The sequence below is a fragment of the Streptomyces sp. NPDC029526 genome, assembly GCF_040637405.1.
In the GTDB taxonomy this organism is placed as follows: domain Bacteria; phylum Actinomycetota; class Actinomycetes; order Streptomycetales; family Streptomycetaceae; genus Streptomyces.
Map to the genome: position 1 here is coordinate 580,217 of NZ_JBEZWE010000002.1, position 18,267 is coordinate 598,483.

The 18,267-nt window shown below is 72.5% G+C and carries 15 protein-coding genes; 12 read left to right on the plus strand and 3 right to left on the minus strand.

The annotated features are described in order from the left end of the window. Positions 1–95 precede the first annotated feature (95 nt). The 5 genes from AB0F01_RS08120 (at position 96) to AB0F01_RS08140 (ending at position 4,771) form a co-directional block, all read left to right on the plus strand. Positions 96–1,124 carry a sugar kinase gene (locus tag AB0F01_RS08120; RefSeq protein ID WP_362092523.1) on the plus strand — a complete coding sequence of 343 codons (1,029 nt, stop codon included), beginning with the start codon at positions 96–98 and terminating at the stop codon, positions 1,122–1,124. Beyond that, positions 1,121–1,885, plus strand: a complete 765-nt coding sequence (locus tag AB0F01_RS08125; protein WP_362091081.1) for an IclR family transcriptional regulator — start codon at positions 1,121–1,123, stop codon at positions 1,883–1,885. The genes AB0F01_RS08120 and AB0F01_RS08125 overlap by 4 nt, the downstream gene beginning before the upstream one ends. Next, the gene (locus AB0F01_RS08130) at positions 1,882–2,292 is read left to right on the plus strand and encodes a RidA family protein (RefSeq protein ID WP_362091084.1); all 411 of its coding nucleotides are present in this window, start codon (positions 1,882–1,884) and stop codon (positions 2,290–2,292) included. The genes AB0F01_RS08125 and AB0F01_RS08130 overlap by 4 nt, the downstream gene beginning before the upstream one ends. Before the next feature lie 139 nt (positions 2,293–2,431). After that, positions 2,432–3,922, plus strand: coding sequence for a gluconate:H+ symporter (locus AB0F01_RS08135; RefSeq protein ID WP_362091087.1), 1,491 nt, complete (start codon positions 2,432–2,434; stop codon positions 3,920–3,922). 93 nt (positions 3,923–4,015) lie between these two features. Beyond that, a complete protein-coding gene (locus tag AB0F01_RS08140) occupies positions 4,016–4,771 on the plus strand; it encodes a hypothetical protein (RefSeq protein ID WP_362091090.1) in 756 nt (251 codons plus the stop codon). Between the two features lie 40 nt (positions 4,772–4,811). Here the strand turns inward: AB0F01_RS08140 and AB0F01_RS08145 are convergent, their stop codons facing one another. Both AB0F01_RS08145 and AB0F01_RS08150 read right to left on the minus strand, forming a co-directional pair. Continuing rightward, the gene (locus AB0F01_RS08145) at positions 4,812–7,079 is read right to left on the minus strand and encodes a heavy metal translocating P-type ATPase (protein WP_362091093.1); all 2,268 of its coding nucleotides are present in this window, start codon (positions 7,077–7,079) and stop codon (positions 4,812–4,814) included. A gap of 360 nt (positions 7,080–7,439) precedes the next feature. Beyond that, positions 7,440–8,783 (minus strand): M14 family metallopeptidase, encoded by a 1,344-nt coding sequence (locus AB0F01_RS08150; protein ID WP_362091096.1) that lies wholly within the window; start codon positions 8,781–8,783, stop codon positions 7,440–7,442. Between the two features lie 213 nt (positions 8,784–8,996). Between AB0F01_RS08150 and AB0F01_RS08155 the strand changes: the two genes are divergently transcribed. Further along, entirely contained in the window at positions 8,997–10,331 is a 1,335-nt protein-coding gene (locus tag AB0F01_RS08155) for an Nramp family divalent metal transporter (protein ID WP_362091099.1), read from the plus strand. A 355-nt stretch (positions 10,332–10,686) separates the two neighbouring features. On the opposite strand, the gene AB0F01_RS08160 is transcribed toward AB0F01_RS08155, so the two are convergent. Further along, positions 10,687–12,372 carry a glycoside hydrolase family 18 protein gene (locus AB0F01_RS08160; protein ID WP_362092526.1) on the minus strand — a complete coding sequence of 562 codons (1,686 nt, stop codon included), beginning with the start codon at positions 12,370–12,372 and terminating at the stop codon, positions 10,687–10,689. A gap of 702 nt (positions 12,373–13,074) precedes the next feature. On the opposite strand from AB0F01_RS08160, the gene AB0F01_RS08165 reads away from it, so the two are divergent. The 6 genes from AB0F01_RS08165 (at position 13,075) to AB0F01_RS08190 (ending at position 18,258) form a co-directional block, all read left to right on the plus strand. Next, positions 13,075–13,929, plus strand: coding sequence for a hypothetical protein (locus AB0F01_RS08165; protein ID WP_362092528.1), 855 nt, complete (start codon positions 13,075–13,077; stop codon positions 13,927–13,929). A gap of 150 nt (positions 13,930–14,079) precedes the next feature. Beyond that, positions 14,080–14,787, plus strand: a complete 708-nt coding sequence (gene cpaB / locus AB0F01_RS08170; protein WP_362091102.1) for a Flp pilus assembly protein CpaB — start codon at positions 14,080–14,082, stop codon at positions 14,785–14,787. A 7-nt stretch (positions 14,788–14,794) separates the two neighbouring features. Further along, positions 14,795–16,063, plus strand: a complete 1,269-nt coding sequence (locus AB0F01_RS08175) for an AAA family ATPase (protein ID WP_362091105.1) — start codon at positions 14,795–14,797, stop codon at positions 16,061–16,063. Positions 16,064–16,079: 16 nt separating this feature from the next. Beyond that, a complete protein-coding gene (locus tag AB0F01_RS08180) occupies positions 16,080–16,499 on the plus strand; it encodes a TadE/TadG family type IV pilus assembly protein (RefSeq protein WP_362091107.1) in 420 nt (139 codons plus the stop codon). Then, positions 16,492–16,869 carry a TadE/TadG family type IV pilus assembly protein gene (locus AB0F01_RS08185; protein ID WP_362091110.1) on the plus strand — a complete coding sequence of 126 codons (378 nt, stop codon included), beginning with the start codon at positions 16,492–16,494 and terminating at the stop codon, positions 16,867–16,869. The genes AB0F01_RS08180 and AB0F01_RS08185 overlap by 8 nt, the downstream gene beginning before the upstream one ends. Before the next feature lie 51 nt (positions 16,870–16,920). After that, positions 16,921–18,258 carry a CpaF family protein gene (locus AB0F01_RS08190; protein ID WP_362091113.1) on the plus strand — a complete coding sequence of 446 codons (1,338 nt, stop codon included), beginning with the start codon at positions 16,921–16,923 and terminating at the stop codon, positions 18,256–18,258. Positions 18,259–18,267: the final 9 nt, after the last annotated feature.

Below are 18,267 nucleotides of genomic sequence, written 5' to 3' on the forward strand. Positions count from 1 at the left end.
TGACCGCCACCGGAACCGGCAACGCCCCCGGCGCCCAGGAGGCCGTCGGCACCGTCGACGCCCCCCACGGCGCCGACGCCGTCGACACCGTCGACGTGGTCGCGCTCGGCGAGTCCATGGTGGCGTTCCGGCCCGCCCGGCCCGGCCGCCTCGCCGACGTCCCCGCCTTCGACCGGGGCATCGGCGGCGCGGAGTCCAACGTGGCCTGCGTCCTCGCCGCGGCCGGCCACAGCACCCGGTGGGTCGGCCGGGTCGGCGCCGACGGCTTCGGCGACCACCTCCTCGAGGCCATCGGCGCCCACGGCGTCGACGTGTCCCACGTGCGGCGCGACCCGGACCGCCCCACCGGCGTCTACTTCCGCACGGCGGGCGACCGGTCGACCGACGCGCACGAGGTCGCCTACTACCGGGCCGGCTCCGCCGCCTCCGCGATGTCCCCGGACACCGTGGACCCGGCCGCGGTGCGCGCCGGACGGATCCTGCACCTGTCCGGCATCACGGCGGCCCTCTCCGACGGCTGCCGGGACCTGATGCGGGAGCTGACCGCGCGCCGCCCCGGACGGCCCCTGGTCTCCTTCGACGTCAACCACCGCCCCGGCCTGTGGCGCGACGGACACGGCCCCGAGGTGCTGCTGGAACTGGCGCGCGGGGCGGACATCGTCTTCGTGGGCGACGACGAGGCACGCGAGGCATGGGGGCTGCACGGGGCCCGCGCGGTGCGGGAGGCCCTGCCCGAGCCGCGCCTCGTCGTCGTCAAGCAGGGCAGGGGCGGGGCCGTCGCCCTGGACCGGGACCCCGACGGCTGCGCGGACGCCGACGGCACCGCGACCCACGTACCCGCCCTGCACGTCGACGTCGTCGCCGCCGTCGGCGCCGGCGACGCGTTCGCCGCGGGCTTCCTCTCCGCCACCCTGCGGGGCCTGCCCGTACGGGACCGGCTCCGCCACGGGCACCTCACGGCGGCCGCCGCCCTCACCACCCCCGGCGACCTCGCCCCGCCGCCCGCCCGCGCCCTCGCCGACCGCCTCGCCGCCCTGGACGACACCGCGTGGGGGAGACTGCGACTCGGCCCCGGCTGGACCCGAGCCGACGAAGAGGCCGACGAGGAGGTACGCACCCCATGAGCCAGACCGTCGACCGCGCGCTGAGCATCCTGCCGCTGCTCGCGGAGGGACCCGCCGACCTCGGGCAGGTCGCCGACCGCCTCGGCGTCCACAAGTCCACGGCCCTGCGCCTGCTGCGCACCCTCCACGAACACGGGCTCGTCTACCGCCAGTCCGACCAGCGCTACCGCCTCGGCGCCCGCCTGTTCGCCCTCGCCCAGGAGGCGATGGAGAACCTCGACGTCCGCGAGATCGCCCACCCCCACCTCGCCCGCCTCAACGAGCGCTGCGGCCACACCGTGCACCTCGCCGTGTACGAGGAGAACGAGGTCCTCTACATCGACAAGGTGGAGAGCCGCTACCCGGTGCGCATGTACTCGCGGATCGGCAAGCCCGTCGCGATCACCGTCGCCGCCGTCGCCAAACTGCTCCTGGCCGACCTGCCCGAGCACGAGCGGCGCGCCCTCGCGGAGAAGCTCGACTACCCCATGTACACGCCCCGTTCGACACCGAACGCCACCGCGTTCCTCCAGGAACTCGCCACGGTGCGCGAACAGGGCTGGGCCACCGACCTCGGCGGCCACGAGGAGTCCATCAACTGCGTCGCCGCCCCGATCCGCGGGGCCGACGGCCGGGTGGTCGCCGCGATGTCGGTGTCCGCGCCGAACGTCGTCGTCACCGCCGACGAACTCCTCACCCTGCTCCCGCTGGTGCGCCGCACGGCGGACGCCATCAGCGGCGAGTACTCCGGCAGAACTCCAGTGAAGGACACCCCCGTATGACCGAGAAGACCGCGCTCACCCCGCCGACGCACACCACACCGCCCGCGAAGTTCTCCCACGGGGTGCGCAAGGGCAACATCCTGCAGGTCGCCGGTCAGGTCGGCTTCCTGCCGGCCGAGGAGGGCAAGCCCCCGACGCCCGCCGGCCCCACCCTGCGTGAGCAGACCCTCCAGACCCTCGCCAACGTCAAGGCCATCCTCGAAGAGGGCGGCGCGACCTGGGACGACGTGATGATGATCCGCGTCTACCTCACCGACGTCGACCACTTCGCCGAGATGAACGACCTCTACAACACCTACTTCGAGGAGCAGGGCCTCACCCAGCCCCCGGCCGCCCGCACGACCGTCTACGTCGGTCTGCCCGCCGGACTCCTCATCGAGATCGACGCGCTCGCCGTCCTCGGCTGACCCGCGTCCTCCCCCGCCCCCTTCTTCCACCCCACCCCCTCGCAGTCGTCCGGCACGGCGCCCCCGCACACCCCCGCGGACGCCGTGCCGCGATCCCCCCTGCCCGAAAACCCCATGCCCTTATCCAGAGGACCCCCGCATGTCCCACCCGCACCTCCTCCCGCTCGCCGCCCCCGCGGCGGACGGGGCGCCGCCCCACACCGGCGGACTGCTCCTGCTCATCGACGGCACCGCCGGCCTGCTCACGGTCGCCGCCCTCGGCATCGCGCTCCTCCTCTTCCTGATCATCAAGGTCAGACTCCAGCCGTTCGTGGCCCTGCTCGGCGTCTCCATAGCCGTCGGCCTGGCGGCCGGGCTCTCGGTCACCGAACTCTTCGGCACGGTCCAGCGATCGGACGCGGTGTCCACCATCGAGAGCGGCATGGGCGGCATCCTCGGCCACGTCGCGATCATCATCGGCCTGGGCACCATGCTCGGCGCGATCCTCGAAGTCAGCGGCGGCGCCGAGGTGCTGGCGGGCCGGCTGCTCGGCCTGTTCGGCGAGAAGCGCGCCCCCCTCGCCATGGGCCTCACCGGCCTCATCTTCGGCATCCCGGTCTTCTTCGACGTCGGCATCTTCGTCCTCGCCCCGATCGTCTACGCCGCCGCCAAGCGGTCCGGCAAGTCGATCCTGCTGTACTGCCTGCCCCTGCTCGCCGGGCTCTCCGTCACCCACGCCTTCCTGCCCCCGCACCCCGGCCCGGTGGCCGCCGCCGGACTGCTCCAGGTGGACCTCGGCTGGGTCATCCTGATGGGTGTCGTCTGCGGCATCCCCGCCGTGATCGCCGCGTGGGTCTACTCGGCCTGGATCGGCCGGCGCATCTTCGTCGCCGTCCCGCAGGACATGGTGGAGGCCGCCGAGGAGGCCAGGGCGGCCGTCGTCGCCGAACAGCGCGCCTCCGGCGTCGCACCGCGCGAGACGCCGGTGCCGCTCGGCACCGTCCTCGGCATCATCGGCACCCCGCTGCTGCTGATCCTCGCCGCCACCTTCTCCTCGATCGCCCTCGACCCGTCCACCCTGCGCTCGGTCATCGAGTTCTTCGGCCACCCGTTCGTGGCGCTGACCCTCGCCCTGTTCCTCGCCTACTACCTGCTCGGCATCCGGCGCGGCTGGTCCCGCAAGTCCCTGGAGACGGTCTCCACGTCCTCGCTGAAGCCGGTCGGCAACATCCTGCTCGTCGTCGGCGCCGGCGGCGTCTTCGGCGCGGTCCTCAAGGCCAGCGGGGTCGCGCAGGCCCTGTCCGACACCTTCAACGACGTCGGCCTGCCCGTCATCGTGCTGTCGTACCTGATCTCCGTGGTGCTGCGGGTCGCCCAGGGCTCGGCGACCGTCGCCATCGTGACCACGGCGGGCATCGTGGCCCCGCTGCTCGCCGAGGGGAACCACTCGCAGGCGTTCGTGGCCCTCGTCATCATGGCCATCTCCGCCGGCTCCATCTTCGCCTCACACGTCAACGACGGCGGGTTCTGGATGGTGGCCAAGTACTTCGGCATCAGCGAGCGCGACACGCTCAAGACGTGGACGGTCCTGGAGAGCGTGCTCTCGGTGGCCGGGTTCCTGGTCGCGGCCGCCCTCAGCCTCGTCGTTTGAGGCGACGGATCCGCGGGGTCCGTGTAGGCGTCCGATAACGAAGTCGGGGGCTGGCTGTGCCCGGCACAGGTTTGTCGACCATACTGCTCCGCTGTGGAGCAGCAGCGCATTGGTTCGAGCAGCCAGCCCCTGGAAGGCGCCGGATTCGACCCGGCTTTCATCCCCGGGCTCACCGCACCCGTGTCCGGCCGGGAGGAGGACACCCGACCCGGCAAGGACGACCGCCCCGGTGAGCCGGAGGAGTCCAACGGGACGGTGACGTCCGGCAGTTCCTCACCGGAGGCGCCTGATGCGGTCCCGGACCCGGAGGGCGCGCCGCAGGACGCGGCCGAGGAGGACCCGGCCGAGGTCCCGGACGGCCCGGTCTTCGAGGCGTCCGACCGCCGCGCCACCATCGTCGCCGACCACCGGGGCGTCCGGCTGCGGCTGGACGACCAGGAGTGCGAGTTCCGTTGGGACGAGATCGGCGCGGTGGAGACGGAGACCGCCCGCTTCGGCAAGCGCTACACCGTCACCGTCCACACCCCGGACCGGCGCTGGTACCCCATCGAGATCGAGGCCCCGGCCCGCAGCCGGTTCGCCGAGTGGGACACGGAGTTGGACGCGGTCCTCGACGCGTACTTCGACGACGGCGAGGACGCGGACGCGGACGCGGACGCGGACGCTGAGACGGACACGATGACGGACGCCTCGGAGTCCTCCGAGGCGTCCGCCGCCGACGAGTCCGGCGAGGAGGAGTCCGGGGCCGAAGCGTCCGGCCCCGTCCTGACCAAGGAGTCCAAGGACTCCAAGGAGGCAGCGGACTCCAAGGAGCCGACGAAGTCGACCACGTCGGACAAGCCCAAGTAGGGCACCGGAAGCCCCGGGGTCGCTCGCCCCGGGGCTTCGGTCAGCTCAGGGGCTTGAAGCCGCGCAGCCGCAGGCTGTTGCCGACGACGAAGACCGAGGAGAAGGCCATCGCGGCCCCGGCGATCATCGGGTTGAGCAGCCCGGCCGCGGCCAGCGGCAGCGCGGCGACGTTGTAGGCGAAGGCCCAGAACAGGTTGGTCCGGATGGTCCCCAGGGTCCGGCGGGCCAGCCGGATCGCGTCGGCGGCCACCCGCAGGTCGCCGCGGACCAGGGTCAGGTCGCCGGCCTCGATCGCCACGTCGGTGCCGGTACCCATGGCCAGGCCCAGGTCGGCGCGGGCGAGCGCCGCCGCGTCGTTGACCCCGTCGCCGACCATGGCCACCGAGCGGCCCTCCTCCTGGAGCCGCTGGACGACGGCGACCTTGTCCTCGGGCATGACCTCCGCGATCACCTCGTCGATGCCGACCTCGGCCGCCACCGTCCTGGCGACGGCCTCGTTGTCGCCGGTGAGCAGGATCGGCGTCAGACCCAGCGCCCGGAGCCGCGCGACGGCCTCCGCGCTGGTGTCCTTCACCGCGTCGGCGACCTCCAGGACCGCGCGGGCCTCACCGTCCCAGGCGACCGCGATCGCGGTGTGCCCGGCGGCCTCGGCGTCCGCCCTGGCGCGGACCAGCGCCTCGGGCAGCTCCAGGGACCACTCGCGCAGCAGCTTCTCCCGTCCGACCAGGACCGCGTGCCCCTCGACGACGCCCTGCACCCCGAGACCGGGCACGTTGCGGAAGTCCTCGGCGGCGGGCAGGGTGCCGACCCGCTCGGCCGCGCCCGCGGACACGGCCCGGGCGATCGGGTGCTCGGAGGCGTGCTCCAGAGCGCCCGCGAGGCGCAGCACGTCCTTCTCGTCGGTGCCGTCGGCGGTGTGCACGGCCAGCAGGGTCATCCGGCCGGTGGTGACGGTGCCGGTCTTGTCGAGGACGACGGTGTCGACCGCGCGGGTGCTCTCCAGGACCTCCGGGCCCTTGATGAGGATGCCGAGCTGGGCGCCCCGCCCGGTGCCGACCATCAGCGCGGTCGGGGTGGCCAGGCCGAGGGCGCAGGGGCAGGCGATGATCAGGACGGCGACGGCGGCGGTGAAGGCGGCCGTCGCTCCCGCTCCGTTGCCCAGCCAGAAGCCGAGCGTGCCGAGGGACAGCGCGATGACGATCGGGACGAAGACCGCCGAGATGCGGTCCGCGAGCCGCTGGGCGGCGGCCTTGCCGTTCTGGGCGTCCTCGACCAGCTTCGCCATCCGGGCGAGCTGGGTGTCGGCGCCGACCCGGGTGGCCTCGACGACCAGCCGCCCGCCGGCGTTCACGGTGGCGCCGGTGACCGCGTCCCCGACGGTGACCTCGACCGGGACGGACTCGCCGGTCAGCATGGAGGCGTCGACCGCCGAGGTGCCCTCGACCACCGTGCCGTCGGTGGCGATCTTCTCGCCGGGCCGGACCAGGAAGCGGTCGCCGGTGGTCAGCTTGCCGACCGGGATCTGCTCCTCCCGCCCGCCGCGCAGCACGGTGACGTCCTTGGCGCCGAGCTCCATCAGCGCGCGCAGGGCGGCCCCGGCCCGGCGCTTGGAGCGGGCCTCGAAGTAGCGGCCGGCCAGGATGAACGCGGTCACCCCGGCGGCGGCCTCCAGGTAGATGTTGGCGGAGCCGTCGCCGCGGGCGATGGTCAGCTCGAAGGGGTGGGTCATGCCGGGGGTGCCGGCGGTGCCGAAGAAGAGCGCCCACACCGACCACAGGAAGGCGGCCGACACACCGACCGAGACCAGGGTGTCCATGGTGGCCGCGCCGTGCCGCGCGTTGGTGAAGGCGGCGCGGTGGAAGGGCCAGGCGGCGTAGGTGACGACCGGGGCGGCCAGGGTCAGGGACAGCCACTGCCAGTACTCGAACTGCCAGGCCGGGACCATCGCCAGGACGATCACCGGCACGCTCAGCACCACCGCCGTGATCAGCCGCTCCCGCAGCGGCCGCAGCTCGTCCGGAGCGGAGTCGTCCGCCCCGGCGCCGCCGTCGCCCGCCCCCTGGCCGCGCGCCGGTTCCGGGCGGGGCGCGTGGGCGGTGTAGCCGGTGGCCTCCACCGTGGCGATCAGGTCCGCCACGGCGACGTCCCCGCCGTAGCTGACCTTCGCCTTCTCGGTGGCGTAGTTGACGGTGGCGGTGACGCCGTCCATCCGGTTCAGCTTTTTCTCCACGCGGGCGGCGCACGAGGCACAGGTCATGCCGCCGATCGCGAGTTCGACCTCGGCCTGGTCCGGGACGGTGGTGGCCATCGCTGCTGCTCCTGGTGCCGGTTGGGGGCGGTGCCTGTGGTGGGAGTACCCCTTGGGGGTATTCTACTCCCCACTGTATACCCCCTGGGGGTACCGTCCAAGGGGGGCGTCCGCCCCGGGGCGCCTACGCGGCGAAGGCCCCGCCTCGCACGGCGAAGGCCCCTCCGGCCTGCGACGAGTGCCCCGCCGCCCACGACGAGTGCCCCTCCGCTCCCGACGAGGCTCTCCTCGCGCGACGACGGCAGCACGAGGGCCCCTCCTCGGCGCACGAGGAGGGGCCCGGTGTCGGGCGGCGGCCGGTGGGGCGGCGGGTCCGGCGTCAGGCGGCGGCCGGTCGGGCGGCGGCGGGCCCGGGTGCCGCTATCCGCAGTACTGGGCCTCCTTGCCGATCGAGCGGTACATGCAGTCCGCGTTCTCCAGCAGCTGGAGCACCGCGTCCCGGTTGCGGGACGTCTCCCGCTCGATGACCTCGTCGGGCGGGTAGAAGCCGCCGCTCCACGAGGAGCGCGGGTACATCTCGAAGGTGTAGCCGAAGATCTTGTGCGCGCCCCACAGGTAGTCGTCGATCGACCCGTCGGTGATGTACAGGTCGCTGGACTGCTGCGCGGTGTAGCCGTTGCTCGCGGCCATCTTCTGCCCGACGGTCCGGAACGCGGCGTGGTCGTCCGCCGTCATCCCGGTGGTGGTGTCGGAGTAGGTGTAGCCGAACGGCCACAGCACCAGCTCGCTGTAGGTGTGGAAGTCGATCCCGGCCGTGATCTGCTGCTTCCCGCCCACGACCCGGCTGCGCACGAAGTCCGCGACGACCTTCACCTCGGGTGCCGACTCCGGCGCCGAACCCCGGTACGTCTCCGAGGACTTGCTGCCGGATGAGCCGCCGCAGCAGCCCCAGCGGTAGTCCCAGTTGCGGTTCAGGTCCGTTCCGACGGCCGACGAACCGGAGTTCGGCTGCCGGTTCTTGCGCCACGAGCGGTAGGAGCCGGTGGCGATGTCGTACTCGCCGCCGTCCGGGTTGAGGTCCGGGACGATCCAGATCTCGCGGCTGTTCACGAGGTTCGTGATCCGGGAGTCGCTGCCGTAGCCCGCGCCCAGCTCCCGGAGCAGGTACAGGGCCATCTCGACGGTCAGGTGCTCGCGCGCGTGCTGGTGGTGGGTGAACAGCACCTCGGGTTCGTTCTCGTCCGTGGCCACGTTGTCGCTGATCTTGATCGCGACGATGTCCCGGCCCTGGTAGGACTTCCCGATCACCCGCTTGCTCATGATGCCCGGATACGCGGCCAGCCGCTGGTCGATCTCGGCGTTCATCTCCGCGTAGTTGTGGTAGCGGGAGTCCGCCGACGGGAAGTCGTACAGTCGCACGCCGTCCGAGCCGGAGGACCGGTCGGGGGCGGCGCCCAACGGCGTGACGTCGTAGCCCTGCCGGCGCAGGGTGCGGATCTGGTCGGCCCGGCCGGAGACCACCACGGTCTCCTCGTCGGCCTCGTCCACGCTGACGCCGGAGCGCTGGATGGCCGTACGCGTCAGGGGGGTGGTGTGCCGGTGGATCTCGTACTGGCGGATGTCGTCGGCGGAGGGGGTGGCCGACGGGGCCTTCGCGCTGTCGGCCCCGGCCTCGGGCGCCGTGAGCGACAGGGGGGCCGCGAGGGCGAGGGCGATCAGGGCGGCGAGCACGCCGGGGCGTCTGCCGCGGGGGCGAAGTCGCATGAAGTCTCCTCGTGGGAGGTGGGGGTGGTTCATGGCGACGTGCGTGGTGCGGTGGGCTCATGGTCGGGCCATGACATGATCAGGTCAAGAAGGTGGGTGAAAGACGAAGGACCCCGCCCCCCGCTGTGGGCAGGCGCCGCCGACAGGGTGCATCCCGTGGAGACGCCCGCACGCCCCCTTGTCGGCCCCTGCCCCGTCCGCTTTCCTGCGCCCATGGCGGACACCACGGGAAACACGGGGACCCCCCAGGACACCCGAGCGCTCCACGCACCCGACTCCCCACCACGCAGATCCAGTTGGCGCCACATCGGACCCGGCATCGTCGTCGCGGCGACCGGTGTGGGTGCCGGTGACCTGGTGGCCACCCTCATCGCGGGCAGCAACTTCGGCTACACCCTGCTGTGGGCGGCCGTCATCGGCTGCCTGGTCAAGATCTCCCTCGCCGAGGCGGCCGGCCGCTGGCACCTGTCCACCGGCCGCACCCTCTTCGACGGCTGGGCCCAGCTCGGCCGCTGGACCACGTACTTCTTCGGCGTCTACGTCGTCGTCTGGGGCTTCGTCTACGGCGCCGCGGCCATGTCGTCCAGCGCCCTGCCCCTGCAGGCCCTCTTCCCCGGCGTGATGGAGCTGGAGGGCTGGGGCATCGCCTGCGCCCTGGTGGGCCTGGTGTTCGTCTGGTTCAACCGGTACGCCGTCTTCGAGAAGGCCATGACCGTCCTGGTCGGCGTCATGTTCGTGGTGACCGTGTACCTCGCGGTCCGCGTCGCCCCGAACCTCGGCGACGCCTTCGCCGGCCTCCTGCCGGTCCTCCCCGACGCCACCGACTCGGTCCTCAACACCCTCGGCCTGATCGGCGGCGTCGGCGGCACCATCACCCTCGCCGCGTACGGCTACTGGGTCAACGCCAAGGGCTGGACCGACAGCGGCTGGATGAAGGTGATGCGCCTGGACAACCGGGTCGCCTACCTCACCACCGGTGTCTTCGTCGTCGCCATGCTCGTCGTCGGCGCCGAACTCCTGCACTCCGCCGGCATCGCCATCGCCTCGGGCGACCAGGGGCTGATCCAGCTCGGCGACATCCTGGAGGACCGCTACGGCTCCGCGACCGCCACCTTCTTCCTGATCGGCTTCTTCGCCACCTCGTTCACCTCGCTGATCGGCGTGTGGCACGGCGTCAGCCTGATGTTCGCCGACTTCGTGACGCGCGGCCGGAAGCAGGCCGCAGCCTCCCGGGGGGAGGACTTCGCCTCCGGGCGGCCCGAGAGGTCCTGGCCGTTCCGCGCCTACCTGCTGTGGCTGACGTTCCCGCCGATGATCCTGCTCTTCCAGGGCCGGCCCTTCCGCCTGATCATCGTCTACGGCGTGCTGGGCGCGGCCTTCATGCCGTTCCTCGCCCTCACCCTCGTCCGGCTCCTCAACTCCGACCGCACGCCCCGGGAATGGCGCAACGGCCCGCTCAGCAACGTCATGCTCGTCCTCGCCGGCCTGCTCTTCCTGGTCCTCGCCGTGAAGCAGGTTCGGGACCAGCCGTGGGCGGAGTTCTTCTAGAAACCTCAGGACGGGCCGTGCCCGCGCCGAGTCCCGCGCATCACGACGCCGACGCTCGTCCTGGACCACGAGGACGAGCGGTTCCGCCCGCGTGCCCGGGCGGCCCCGGCAGAGGCACGAGGCCCTGCGCGGGGCCGGAGGACCGCCTGAAGCTCACCGCCGCCGACGGCGCCCGGCTGCACTGCTCCGCGATGGCCCCGCGACTGCACGGCGAGGTCGCCTTCGACTGGCTCCGGCGGGTGCTCCGACCGGGCGCGGAAATGCCTCCGGAGCCCCCGGCCGCCAGGTGTGGCGGCCGGGGGCTCCGGCGTCCCTGAGGGGCCGGGGGCCTCAACGGCCCCTGCCTACATCGGGGTTACGGCAGTGCGTGGACGTGCGGGCCGACCGCGTTGGACCAGGCGTTGCCCGCCGTCGCGTCCCAGTTGGTGGACCAGGTCATCGCGCCGCGCAGGCCCGGGTACGTCTTCGACGGCTTGAAGGTGCCGCAGTTCGTGCCCCGGGTCAGGCAGTCGAGGGCGTTGTTGACCACGGTCGGGGAGACGTAGCCGCTGCCCGCTCCCCGGGTGGAGGCCGGGAGGCCGAGGCCCACCTGCGACGGGTCGAGGCCGTTCTCCAGCTGGATGCAGGCCAGCGCGGTCAGGAAGTCGACCGTGCCCTGGTGGTAGACCTTGCCGTCGCAGCCCAGCATGGAACCACTGTTGTAGTACTGCATGTTGACGACCGTGAGGATGTCCTTCACGTTCAGCGCCGTGCGGAAGTAGGCGTTGGACGTCGACTGCATGTCGATGGTCTGCGGCGCCATGGTCAGGATCATCGACGGGCCGGCCTTCGCCGACAGGGCCCGCAGGGCCTGGGTCATGTAGGTGGCGTTGAGGCCGTTCTCCAGGTCGATGTCGACGCCGTCGAAGCCGTACTCCTGCATCACCGCGTACACCGAGTTCGCGAAGTTCGTCGCCGACGTGGAGTCGTTGACCGAGACGGTGCCCTTCTCGCCGCCGACCGAGATGATGACCTTCTTCCCGGCCGCCTGCTTGGCCCGGAGGTCGGCCTTGAACTGGGCCTCGGTGTAGCCGTTCAGGCCGGCCGAGTCCAGGGTGAAGTCGACGGCGCCGGGCGTGCCCGTGGCGTCCGCGAAGGCGACCGCGATGATGTCGTACTGGTCCTGGACGTCGGAGATGCGCTGCACGGCCGCGCCGTTGTCGAAGTTCTGCCAGTAGCCGGTCACCGCGTGCCGGGGCAGGTCACCGCCCCCGCCGCCGTCCTGGTCCTTGGTGCGGGCGGTGACCGCCGCCGACTTCGGGGACTCGCCGGCCGCGTTGTTCGCCGCGACCTGGAACGAGTACGACGTCGAGGGGGCGAGTCCGGTCACCGTCGCCGAGGTGCCCGACACCGCCGTCACCTTCGTGCCGTCGCGGTAGAGGGTGTAGCCGGTCGCGCCGGACACCGTGTTCCAGGCCAGGGAGACCGACGACGCCGTGGTGCCCGAGACGGCCAGCCCGCCGGGGGTGCCCGGGACGGTGGGCTCCGGCTCACCGTCACCGCCGCCGCCCCCGTCGGGTCCGAAGACGGACAGGTCGTCGGCGTAGTAGGGCTGCTGGCCGTACCAGCCGTGGGTGTAGACCGTCACGGAGGTGGTGCCGGAGCCGGTGGTGAAGCGGGTCGAGAGCTGCTTCCAGCTGGAGGAGTCCGGGGTCCAGGTGGACACGTCCGTCGTGCCGGTACCGCTCACGCCCAGGTACGCGTAGCCGCCGCGTACCCAACCACTCAGCTGATACGTCGAGTTCGGCTTGACGGCGACGGTCTGGGAGCAGCGGGCGTTGTCCTGGCCAGCCGGGGTGGCCTTGAGGGCCGCCGTGCCGCCGTGGACGGGGGAGGAGACGGTCGTGCCGCTGTTCGCCGAACAGGTCCAGTTGCTCAGACCCGCCTCGAACCCGGCGTTCCTGGCGTTGTTCACGTCGGCGGCCGACGCCTGGCCCGCGCCCACCCCCGCGAAGGTGAGGGCGAGAGCGGAGACGACGGCTCCGGCCCAGGCGCGTCTGATGCCTCTGCCGCCTCTGATGCCTTTACTGCGTCCGGTGCTGCGTGGGGCGCGGTCCACTGGGGCCTCCGGTGGGGAGTGAGGGAGTCGGGGGAGTCGAAGGTGTCAGGGGGAGATCGGGGAGGAGTAAGGGTCGGTGGGGGGAGTGGGAGAGGGGAGGACGGGGGAAGTCCCGGTGAGGAAGCGACGGAGAAGCGGGAGCGGGGCGAGGGAGGACGGAGGAGTGGGGGAGGGAGGCGCGGTGACGGTAACGGTGGCCGTCGTTCGTCCTGGAGCTACAAGTTGGTCCAGACCAATCGGCTTGTCAATGGGTTCGGCGCGACTCGGGACCGCGGAATCCGGTGCGCCGGGGGCGGGTCGCGGCGTCGCGGGCGGGGTACGGATGGGTCCGGGTCGCTTCGGGGTGACGTCGGGCCGGCGGATCCTGGGGCGCGTCCGGGTCGGGTCCGCGACGGGTCCGCGACGGAATGCGCCTCTCCGCGCTCGGACCGGGACCGGCAAGATGCTCAACCTGCCCCGTTTTGGCGCGGCTTGTGCGGCACAAGTTGCCGTTCAGCTGACCAAACGCTGTTCTCCGGTCACAGAGCCGTGGTTACAGTGCTGAGGTAGTCACGCAGTGAAGTCACCAAGGTCCACCGGAGTAACAGCCGTCGGGCCGACGGGCAGGGGGAGAACGGGGAGCTGCGCGTGCCAACCGCCATTGCCGTGACCAGTGCCGACCTGGCGCTGCCGCCACACGACGACCGCACCCTGCCCGCCGTGGTCCTCCGGGACCTCGACACCCGGCCGCTCGACCGGCTCCTGAGCGACGTCCAACTGCTCGTCGAACACCACGGGCACGTCATCGTCGTCTGCCCGCAGGCCGCCCCCGCCCGGGTCCTGCGCCGGCTGCACACCCTGCGCTCCCTGCTGGAGAGCGACCGGATCGCCTTCTTCCGGCCCGACCTGCCACCGCTCGCCGTCGCCGTCCTGGCCCGCCAGTTACGCCAGCTCGCCTCCTGCGACCTCGGCCCCGGAGTGCTCGCCTCCGCCGGCCGCCTCCTCGTCCACTACCTGCACGCCGGGGCCCTGCTCGGCTCGGTCGCCCGCCTGGACCGGGTCCCCGTCAACCTCAAGCAGCACGCCAAGTCCTGGATGCCCGGCACCCAGTTCGCCGTCCTCGCCCACCCGCAGCCCCAGCTCGTCCGCCTTGGCCCGGAAGCCTCCCTGGAGGGACCGGAGTTCGACACCTGGATGGTCACCGCCAAGGGGCAGCTCACCTCCGACTGGGTCACCGGCACCCTCGCCCCCGCGTGGAAGGTGCAGGGACTGCACGAGACGCCGCTGCCCGCCGCCTCCGCCGGCTGGTGGGGGACGGGGAAGCTGGTCGAGTTCTGCACCTTCCTGCCCGACCTGTCCGTGCTCTACCAACTGGTCACCTCCGTGCGGCGCGGCACCTGCCACTGGTGCGGCATCGACGTCATCGGCGACCGCTGCGTGTTCTGCTCGGCCACCCCGCCCGCCCCCGACGGCCCGCCGGGGGGCCACGCCTCCGGGCGCTCCCTCGCCCAGCGGTCATGAACCCCGCCCGCGCCCCCGCCCCGCCCGGGCCGCGCGCCCGTCCGGCCCGAGCCCCGGACCCGGCCCCGCACGGCCGGCCCCACCACCCACCGACCGACCACCGCACCCGGTCCCGACCGACCGCTCACCCCCGATGAGGTTGCACGGTTCATGAACTCCCGTCAGCGCCGCGGCGTGATACTCCTCCTCCTGTCGGTCCTGTGCGCCCTCGGTGCCTTCGCCGGCGTGCTCTCCGTCATCAACGACGTGAAGTCCAAGGTCGGCCCCGAGGTCACCGCCTACCGGCTGAAGTCCGACATCGCGCCCTACACCGCGCTCCGCACGGGCCAGTTCGAGAAGATCCGGATGCCCGAACGGTGGCTGTCCGAGAACGCCGTCACCGACCTCGACGACATCCGCGGCAAGATCGCCGTGACCACGCTGCGCGAGGGCTCCCTGCTGCAGAACGACATGATCGTGAACCAGCCCGCCCTCCAGCCGGGGCAGCAGGAGGTCGCCATCATGATCGACGCGGCGACCGGCGTGGCCGGCAAGATCACGCCGGGCTCCGCGGTCAACGTCTACGCCACCTTCGACGGCGAGCGCGACGGCGCCCCCGCCCAGTCGAAGATCATCGTCACCAACGCCAAGGTCCTCGACGTGGGCCGGATCACCGCCCTGGAACCCGACGAGACGGACCGGCGTCGCCGTCCCACCGACGCCGTCCCCATCACCTTCGCGCTGTCCGCCCTCGACGCCCAGCGCCTCACCTACGCCGAGTCGTTCGCCCAGCGGGTCCGCCTCGCACTGGTCGCCCCCGGCGGCGACACCACCGTCCCCGAGCGGGACCGGACGTACGAACTCGCGAAGGACAAGTGAGAGCCGCATGCCCACGAGGATCCTCCCGGCAGTCGGCGACGCGGACGCGGTCCGTTCCCTCACCACACTGCTCAGCCAGCTCCCGGACGCCGAACCGGTGGCCCCGGTCGTCGACTCCACCCAGCTCGTCGACACCCTCGCGCGGCTGGCCGCCGAGTCCGTCGACGAGCTGCCCGAGGTCGTGGTCGTCCACGAGCGGATCGGCCCCGTCCCCGCCCTGGAGCTGATCCGCGAGGTCGCCCTGCGCTTCCCCGCCGTGGGCGTCATCCTCGTCACCTCCGACGCGAGCCCCGGTCTCTTCCAGGCCGCCATGGACTACGGCGCCCGCGGCCTGGTCGCCCTCCCGATCGGCTACGAGGAACTCGCCAGCCGGGTGCAGGCCGTCGCCCAGTGGTCCACCGGTGTCCGCCGCCACCTCGGCACGGCCGTCGACGTGTTCACCGGCGTCGGCGGACGCGTCGTCACCGTCAGCGGGGCCAAGGGAGGCGTCGGCACCACGCTGACCGCCGTCCAGCTCGCGCTCGCCGCGCAGGCGTCCGGCCGCAGCACCGCCCTGGTCGACCTGGACCTCCAGACCGGCGACGTCGCCTCCTACCTCGACGTCCAGTTCCGCCGCTCCGTCGTCGACCTCGCCGGCATCACCGACATCTCGCCCCGCGTCCTCGCCGACGCCGTCTTCCGCCACGACACCGGCGTCGCCCTGCTGCTCGCCCCCGCCGAGGGAGAACGCGGCGAGGACGTCACCGACCGGGCCGCCCGCCAGATCGTCAGCGCCCTGCGCTCCCGCTACGAGATCGTCGTCATCGACTGCGGCGCCCAGCTCGGCGGCGCGGGCGCCGCCGCCGTCGAGATGGCCGACACCGCGCTCCTCGTCACCACGCCCGACGTGATCGCGGTCCGCGGCGCCAAGCGGGCCGTCCGCATGTGGGACCGGCTGCAGATCCGCAAGGCCGAGGAGACCACCGTGGTCGTCAACCGGCACACCCGCTCCACGGAGATCCAGCCGGCGCTCATCCAGCGGATCACCGGCACCGCGGTCGCCGCCACCGCGGTCCCCGCCCACTTCAAGGAACTCCAGGCCGTCGTGGACGCCGGACGCGTCCACGAACTGGAGGCCAAGAGCGCCGTCAAACAGGCCCTGTGGTCACTGGCCGGCGAACTCGGCCTGGTCAAGGCCACCGAGGGCGCCCACCGGGCGGGCCGGCTGCGCGGCGACCGGGGCGCGGTCGGCCTGCGCCGCCGCAAGGAGCCGGGCGCACCGGGCAGGAAGACATGACCGGGAGACAGGAGGGATGACGATGCGGCACTCACCGCGGGCACGGCACCGCACCGGCCGCCGGACGTCGGACCGGGGACAGGTCACCGTCGAGTTCCTCGGCATGCTGCCCACCATCCTGGTGACGCTGGTGGTGCTGTGGCAGCTCGTCCTGGTCGGCTACACGTTCTCCCTCGCGGGCAACGCCGCCGACGAGGCGGTACGGGCCGCGACCGCGGCCGCCCCCGGCGAGCGCGGCGGGCCCTGCCAGGAGGCCGGGCTGGACAAACTGCCCGCCGCCTGGCGGGGATCGGCGAGCGTGACCTGCGGCGGGGGCGGCGGATTCGTCACCGCCGACGTGCGGCTGAACGTGCCCGTCCTCTTCCCCGGCACGGCCTCCTTCCCCTTCGACGTGACGGGGCACGCCGGAGCCGTCGAGGAGGACACCGGTGACTGACACCGACCTGCCGCGGCGCCGCGGAGCGCACCGCGACCGGGGCCAGGCCGCCCTGGAGTACCTCGGCTTCCTGCCCGTCCTGCTGATCGTCGCGATGGCCGCCGTCCAGCTCGGCCTCATCGCCTACACCGCCCAGCAGGCCGGCACGGCCGCCCGCGCCGGGGCGCGCAGCGCCTCCCTCGACCGGGACGCCCAGACGGCCTGCTCGGCCGCGGTCAGCTCCTGGCTGGCGGACGGCACGGACTGCGGGGGAGGAGGCGGCGGCGGTGACGAGGTCACCGTCACCGCCACGGTCGAGATCCCGTCGATCGTCCCCGGCTGGGACTTCGGCCCCGCCCGCCGCACCGCCACGATGCCGAGGGACCGCTGACGAGCGGGAACGCGCCACCGACCCCCACGAACAGGACGGAGCACCGGCCCCATGAGTCTGCGGGCACGCATCAACTCCCCGGAGGAGACCGGAAACCGGGGCGAGGACGGCCACCTGGTCGCCTCCTACCGGGCCAAGCTCCTGGAGGAGATCGACCTCGCGGAGATGAGCTCGCTGGCCGCCGCCGAACGCCGCGCGCGGCTGGAGCGGGTCCTCGGGCACATCATCAGCCGCGAGGGCCCCGTCCTGTCCACGGTGGAGCGCTCCCAGCTGATCCGCCGCGTCGTCGACGAAGCCCTCGGCCTGGGCATCCTCGAACCCCTTCTCGAGGACGCCTCCATCACCGAGATCATGGTCAACGGCCCCGACGCCGTCTTCGTCGAGCGCGGCGGCCGGGTCGAGCAGCTCCCGCTGCGCTTCGCCTCCCACGACCAGCTGATGCAGACGATCGAACGCATCGTCTCCACCGTCAACCGCCGCGTGGACGAGTCCAACCCCATGGTCGACGCCCGCCTGCCCTCCGGCGAGCGCGTCAACGTCATCATCCCGCCGCTGTCCCTGACCGGCGCCGTCCTCACCATCCGCCGCTTCCCGCGCTCCTTCACCCTGCACGAACTCATCGGCCTCGGCTCGCTCGACGAGCACATGCTGTACCTGCTGGCCGGGCTGGTGCAGGCACGGTTCAACATCATCGTGTCCGGCGCCACCGGCACCGGCAAGACGACCCTCCTCAACGCCCTGTCCGGCCTGATCCCCGAGGGCGAGCGCATCATCACCATCGAGGACTCCGCCGAACTCCAGCTCCAGCAGCCCCACGTCATCCGCCTGGAGTCCCGCCCGCCCAACGTCGAGGGCAAGGGCCGGGTCACCATCCGCGACCTGGTGCGCAACTCGCTGCGCATGCGCCCCGACCGCATCGTCGTCGGCGAGGTCCGCGGCGGCGAGTCCCTCGACATGCTCCAGGCGATGTCCACCGGCCACGACGGCTCCCTCGCCACCGTCCACGCCAACAGCGCCGAGGACGCCCTCACCCGCCTGCAGACCCTCGCCTCCATGTCCGACGTGGAGATCCCCTTCGTGGCCCTGCACGACCAGATCAACAGCGCCGTCGACGTCCTCGTCCAGCTCACCCGCTTCGCCGACGGCGCCCGCCGCATCACCGAGATCGCCCTCCTGGAGAGCCACGGCGGCGAACCGTACCGGCTGGCCACCGTGGCCCGCTTCAACGCGCAGCCGATGACGTCCGACGGCCGCATCCACGGCACCTACGGCCACTACCCGCTCCCGCGCCGCACCGCCGAACGGCTCTACATGGCCGGCCAGCCCCTGCCGCAGGCGTTCGGCGTCGCCCAGTCGCCCGACCAGCTCGCCACCCGAGAAGCCAGGTAGGAACCGCCC

What these genes read in the sequence shown, in the direction of transcription:
- AB0F01_RS08125 (WP_362091081.1), top strand. Translation starts at nt 1,121, where the DNA reads ATGAGCCAGACCGTCGACCGCGCGCTGAGCATCCTGCCGCTGCTCGCG.
- AB0F01_RS08130 (WP_362091084.1), top strand. Translation starts at nt 1,882, where the DNA reads ATGACCGAGAAGACCGCGCTCACCCCGCCGACGCACACCACACCGCCC.
- AB0F01_RS08135 (WP_362091087.1), top strand. Translation starts at nt 2,432, where the DNA reads ATGTCCCACCCGCACCTCCTCCCGCTCGCCGCCCCCGCGGCGGACGGG.
- AB0F01_RS08145 (WP_362091093.1), bottom strand. Translation starts at nt 7,079, where the DNA reads ATGGCCACCACCGTCCCGGACCAGGCCGAGGTCGAACTCGCGATCGGC.
- AB0F01_RS08150 (WP_362091096.1), bottom strand. Translation starts at nt 8,783, where the DNA reads ATGCGACTTCGCCCCCGCGGCAGACGCCCCGGCGTGCTCGCCGCCCTG.
- AB0F01_RS08155 (WP_362091099.1), top strand. Translation starts at nt 8,997, where the DNA reads ATGGCGGACACCACGGGAAACACGGGGACCCCCCAGGACACCCGAGCG.
- cpaB (WP_362091102.1), top strand. Translation starts at nt 14,080, where the DNA reads ATGAACTCCCGTCAGCGCCGCGGCGTGATACTCCTCCTCCTGTCGGTC.
- AB0F01_RS08175 (WP_362091105.1), top strand. Translation starts at nt 14,795, where the DNA reads ATGCCCACGAGGATCCTCCCGGCAGTCGGCGACGCGGACGCGGTCCGT.
- AB0F01_RS08180 (WP_362091107.1), top strand. Translation starts at nt 16,080, where the DNA reads ATGACGATGCGGCACTCACCGCGGGCACGGCACCGCACCGGCCGCCGG.
- AB0F01_RS08190 (WP_362091113.1), top strand. Translation starts at nt 16,921, where the DNA reads ATGAGTCTGCGGGCACGCATCAACTCCCCGGAGGAGACCGGAAACCGG.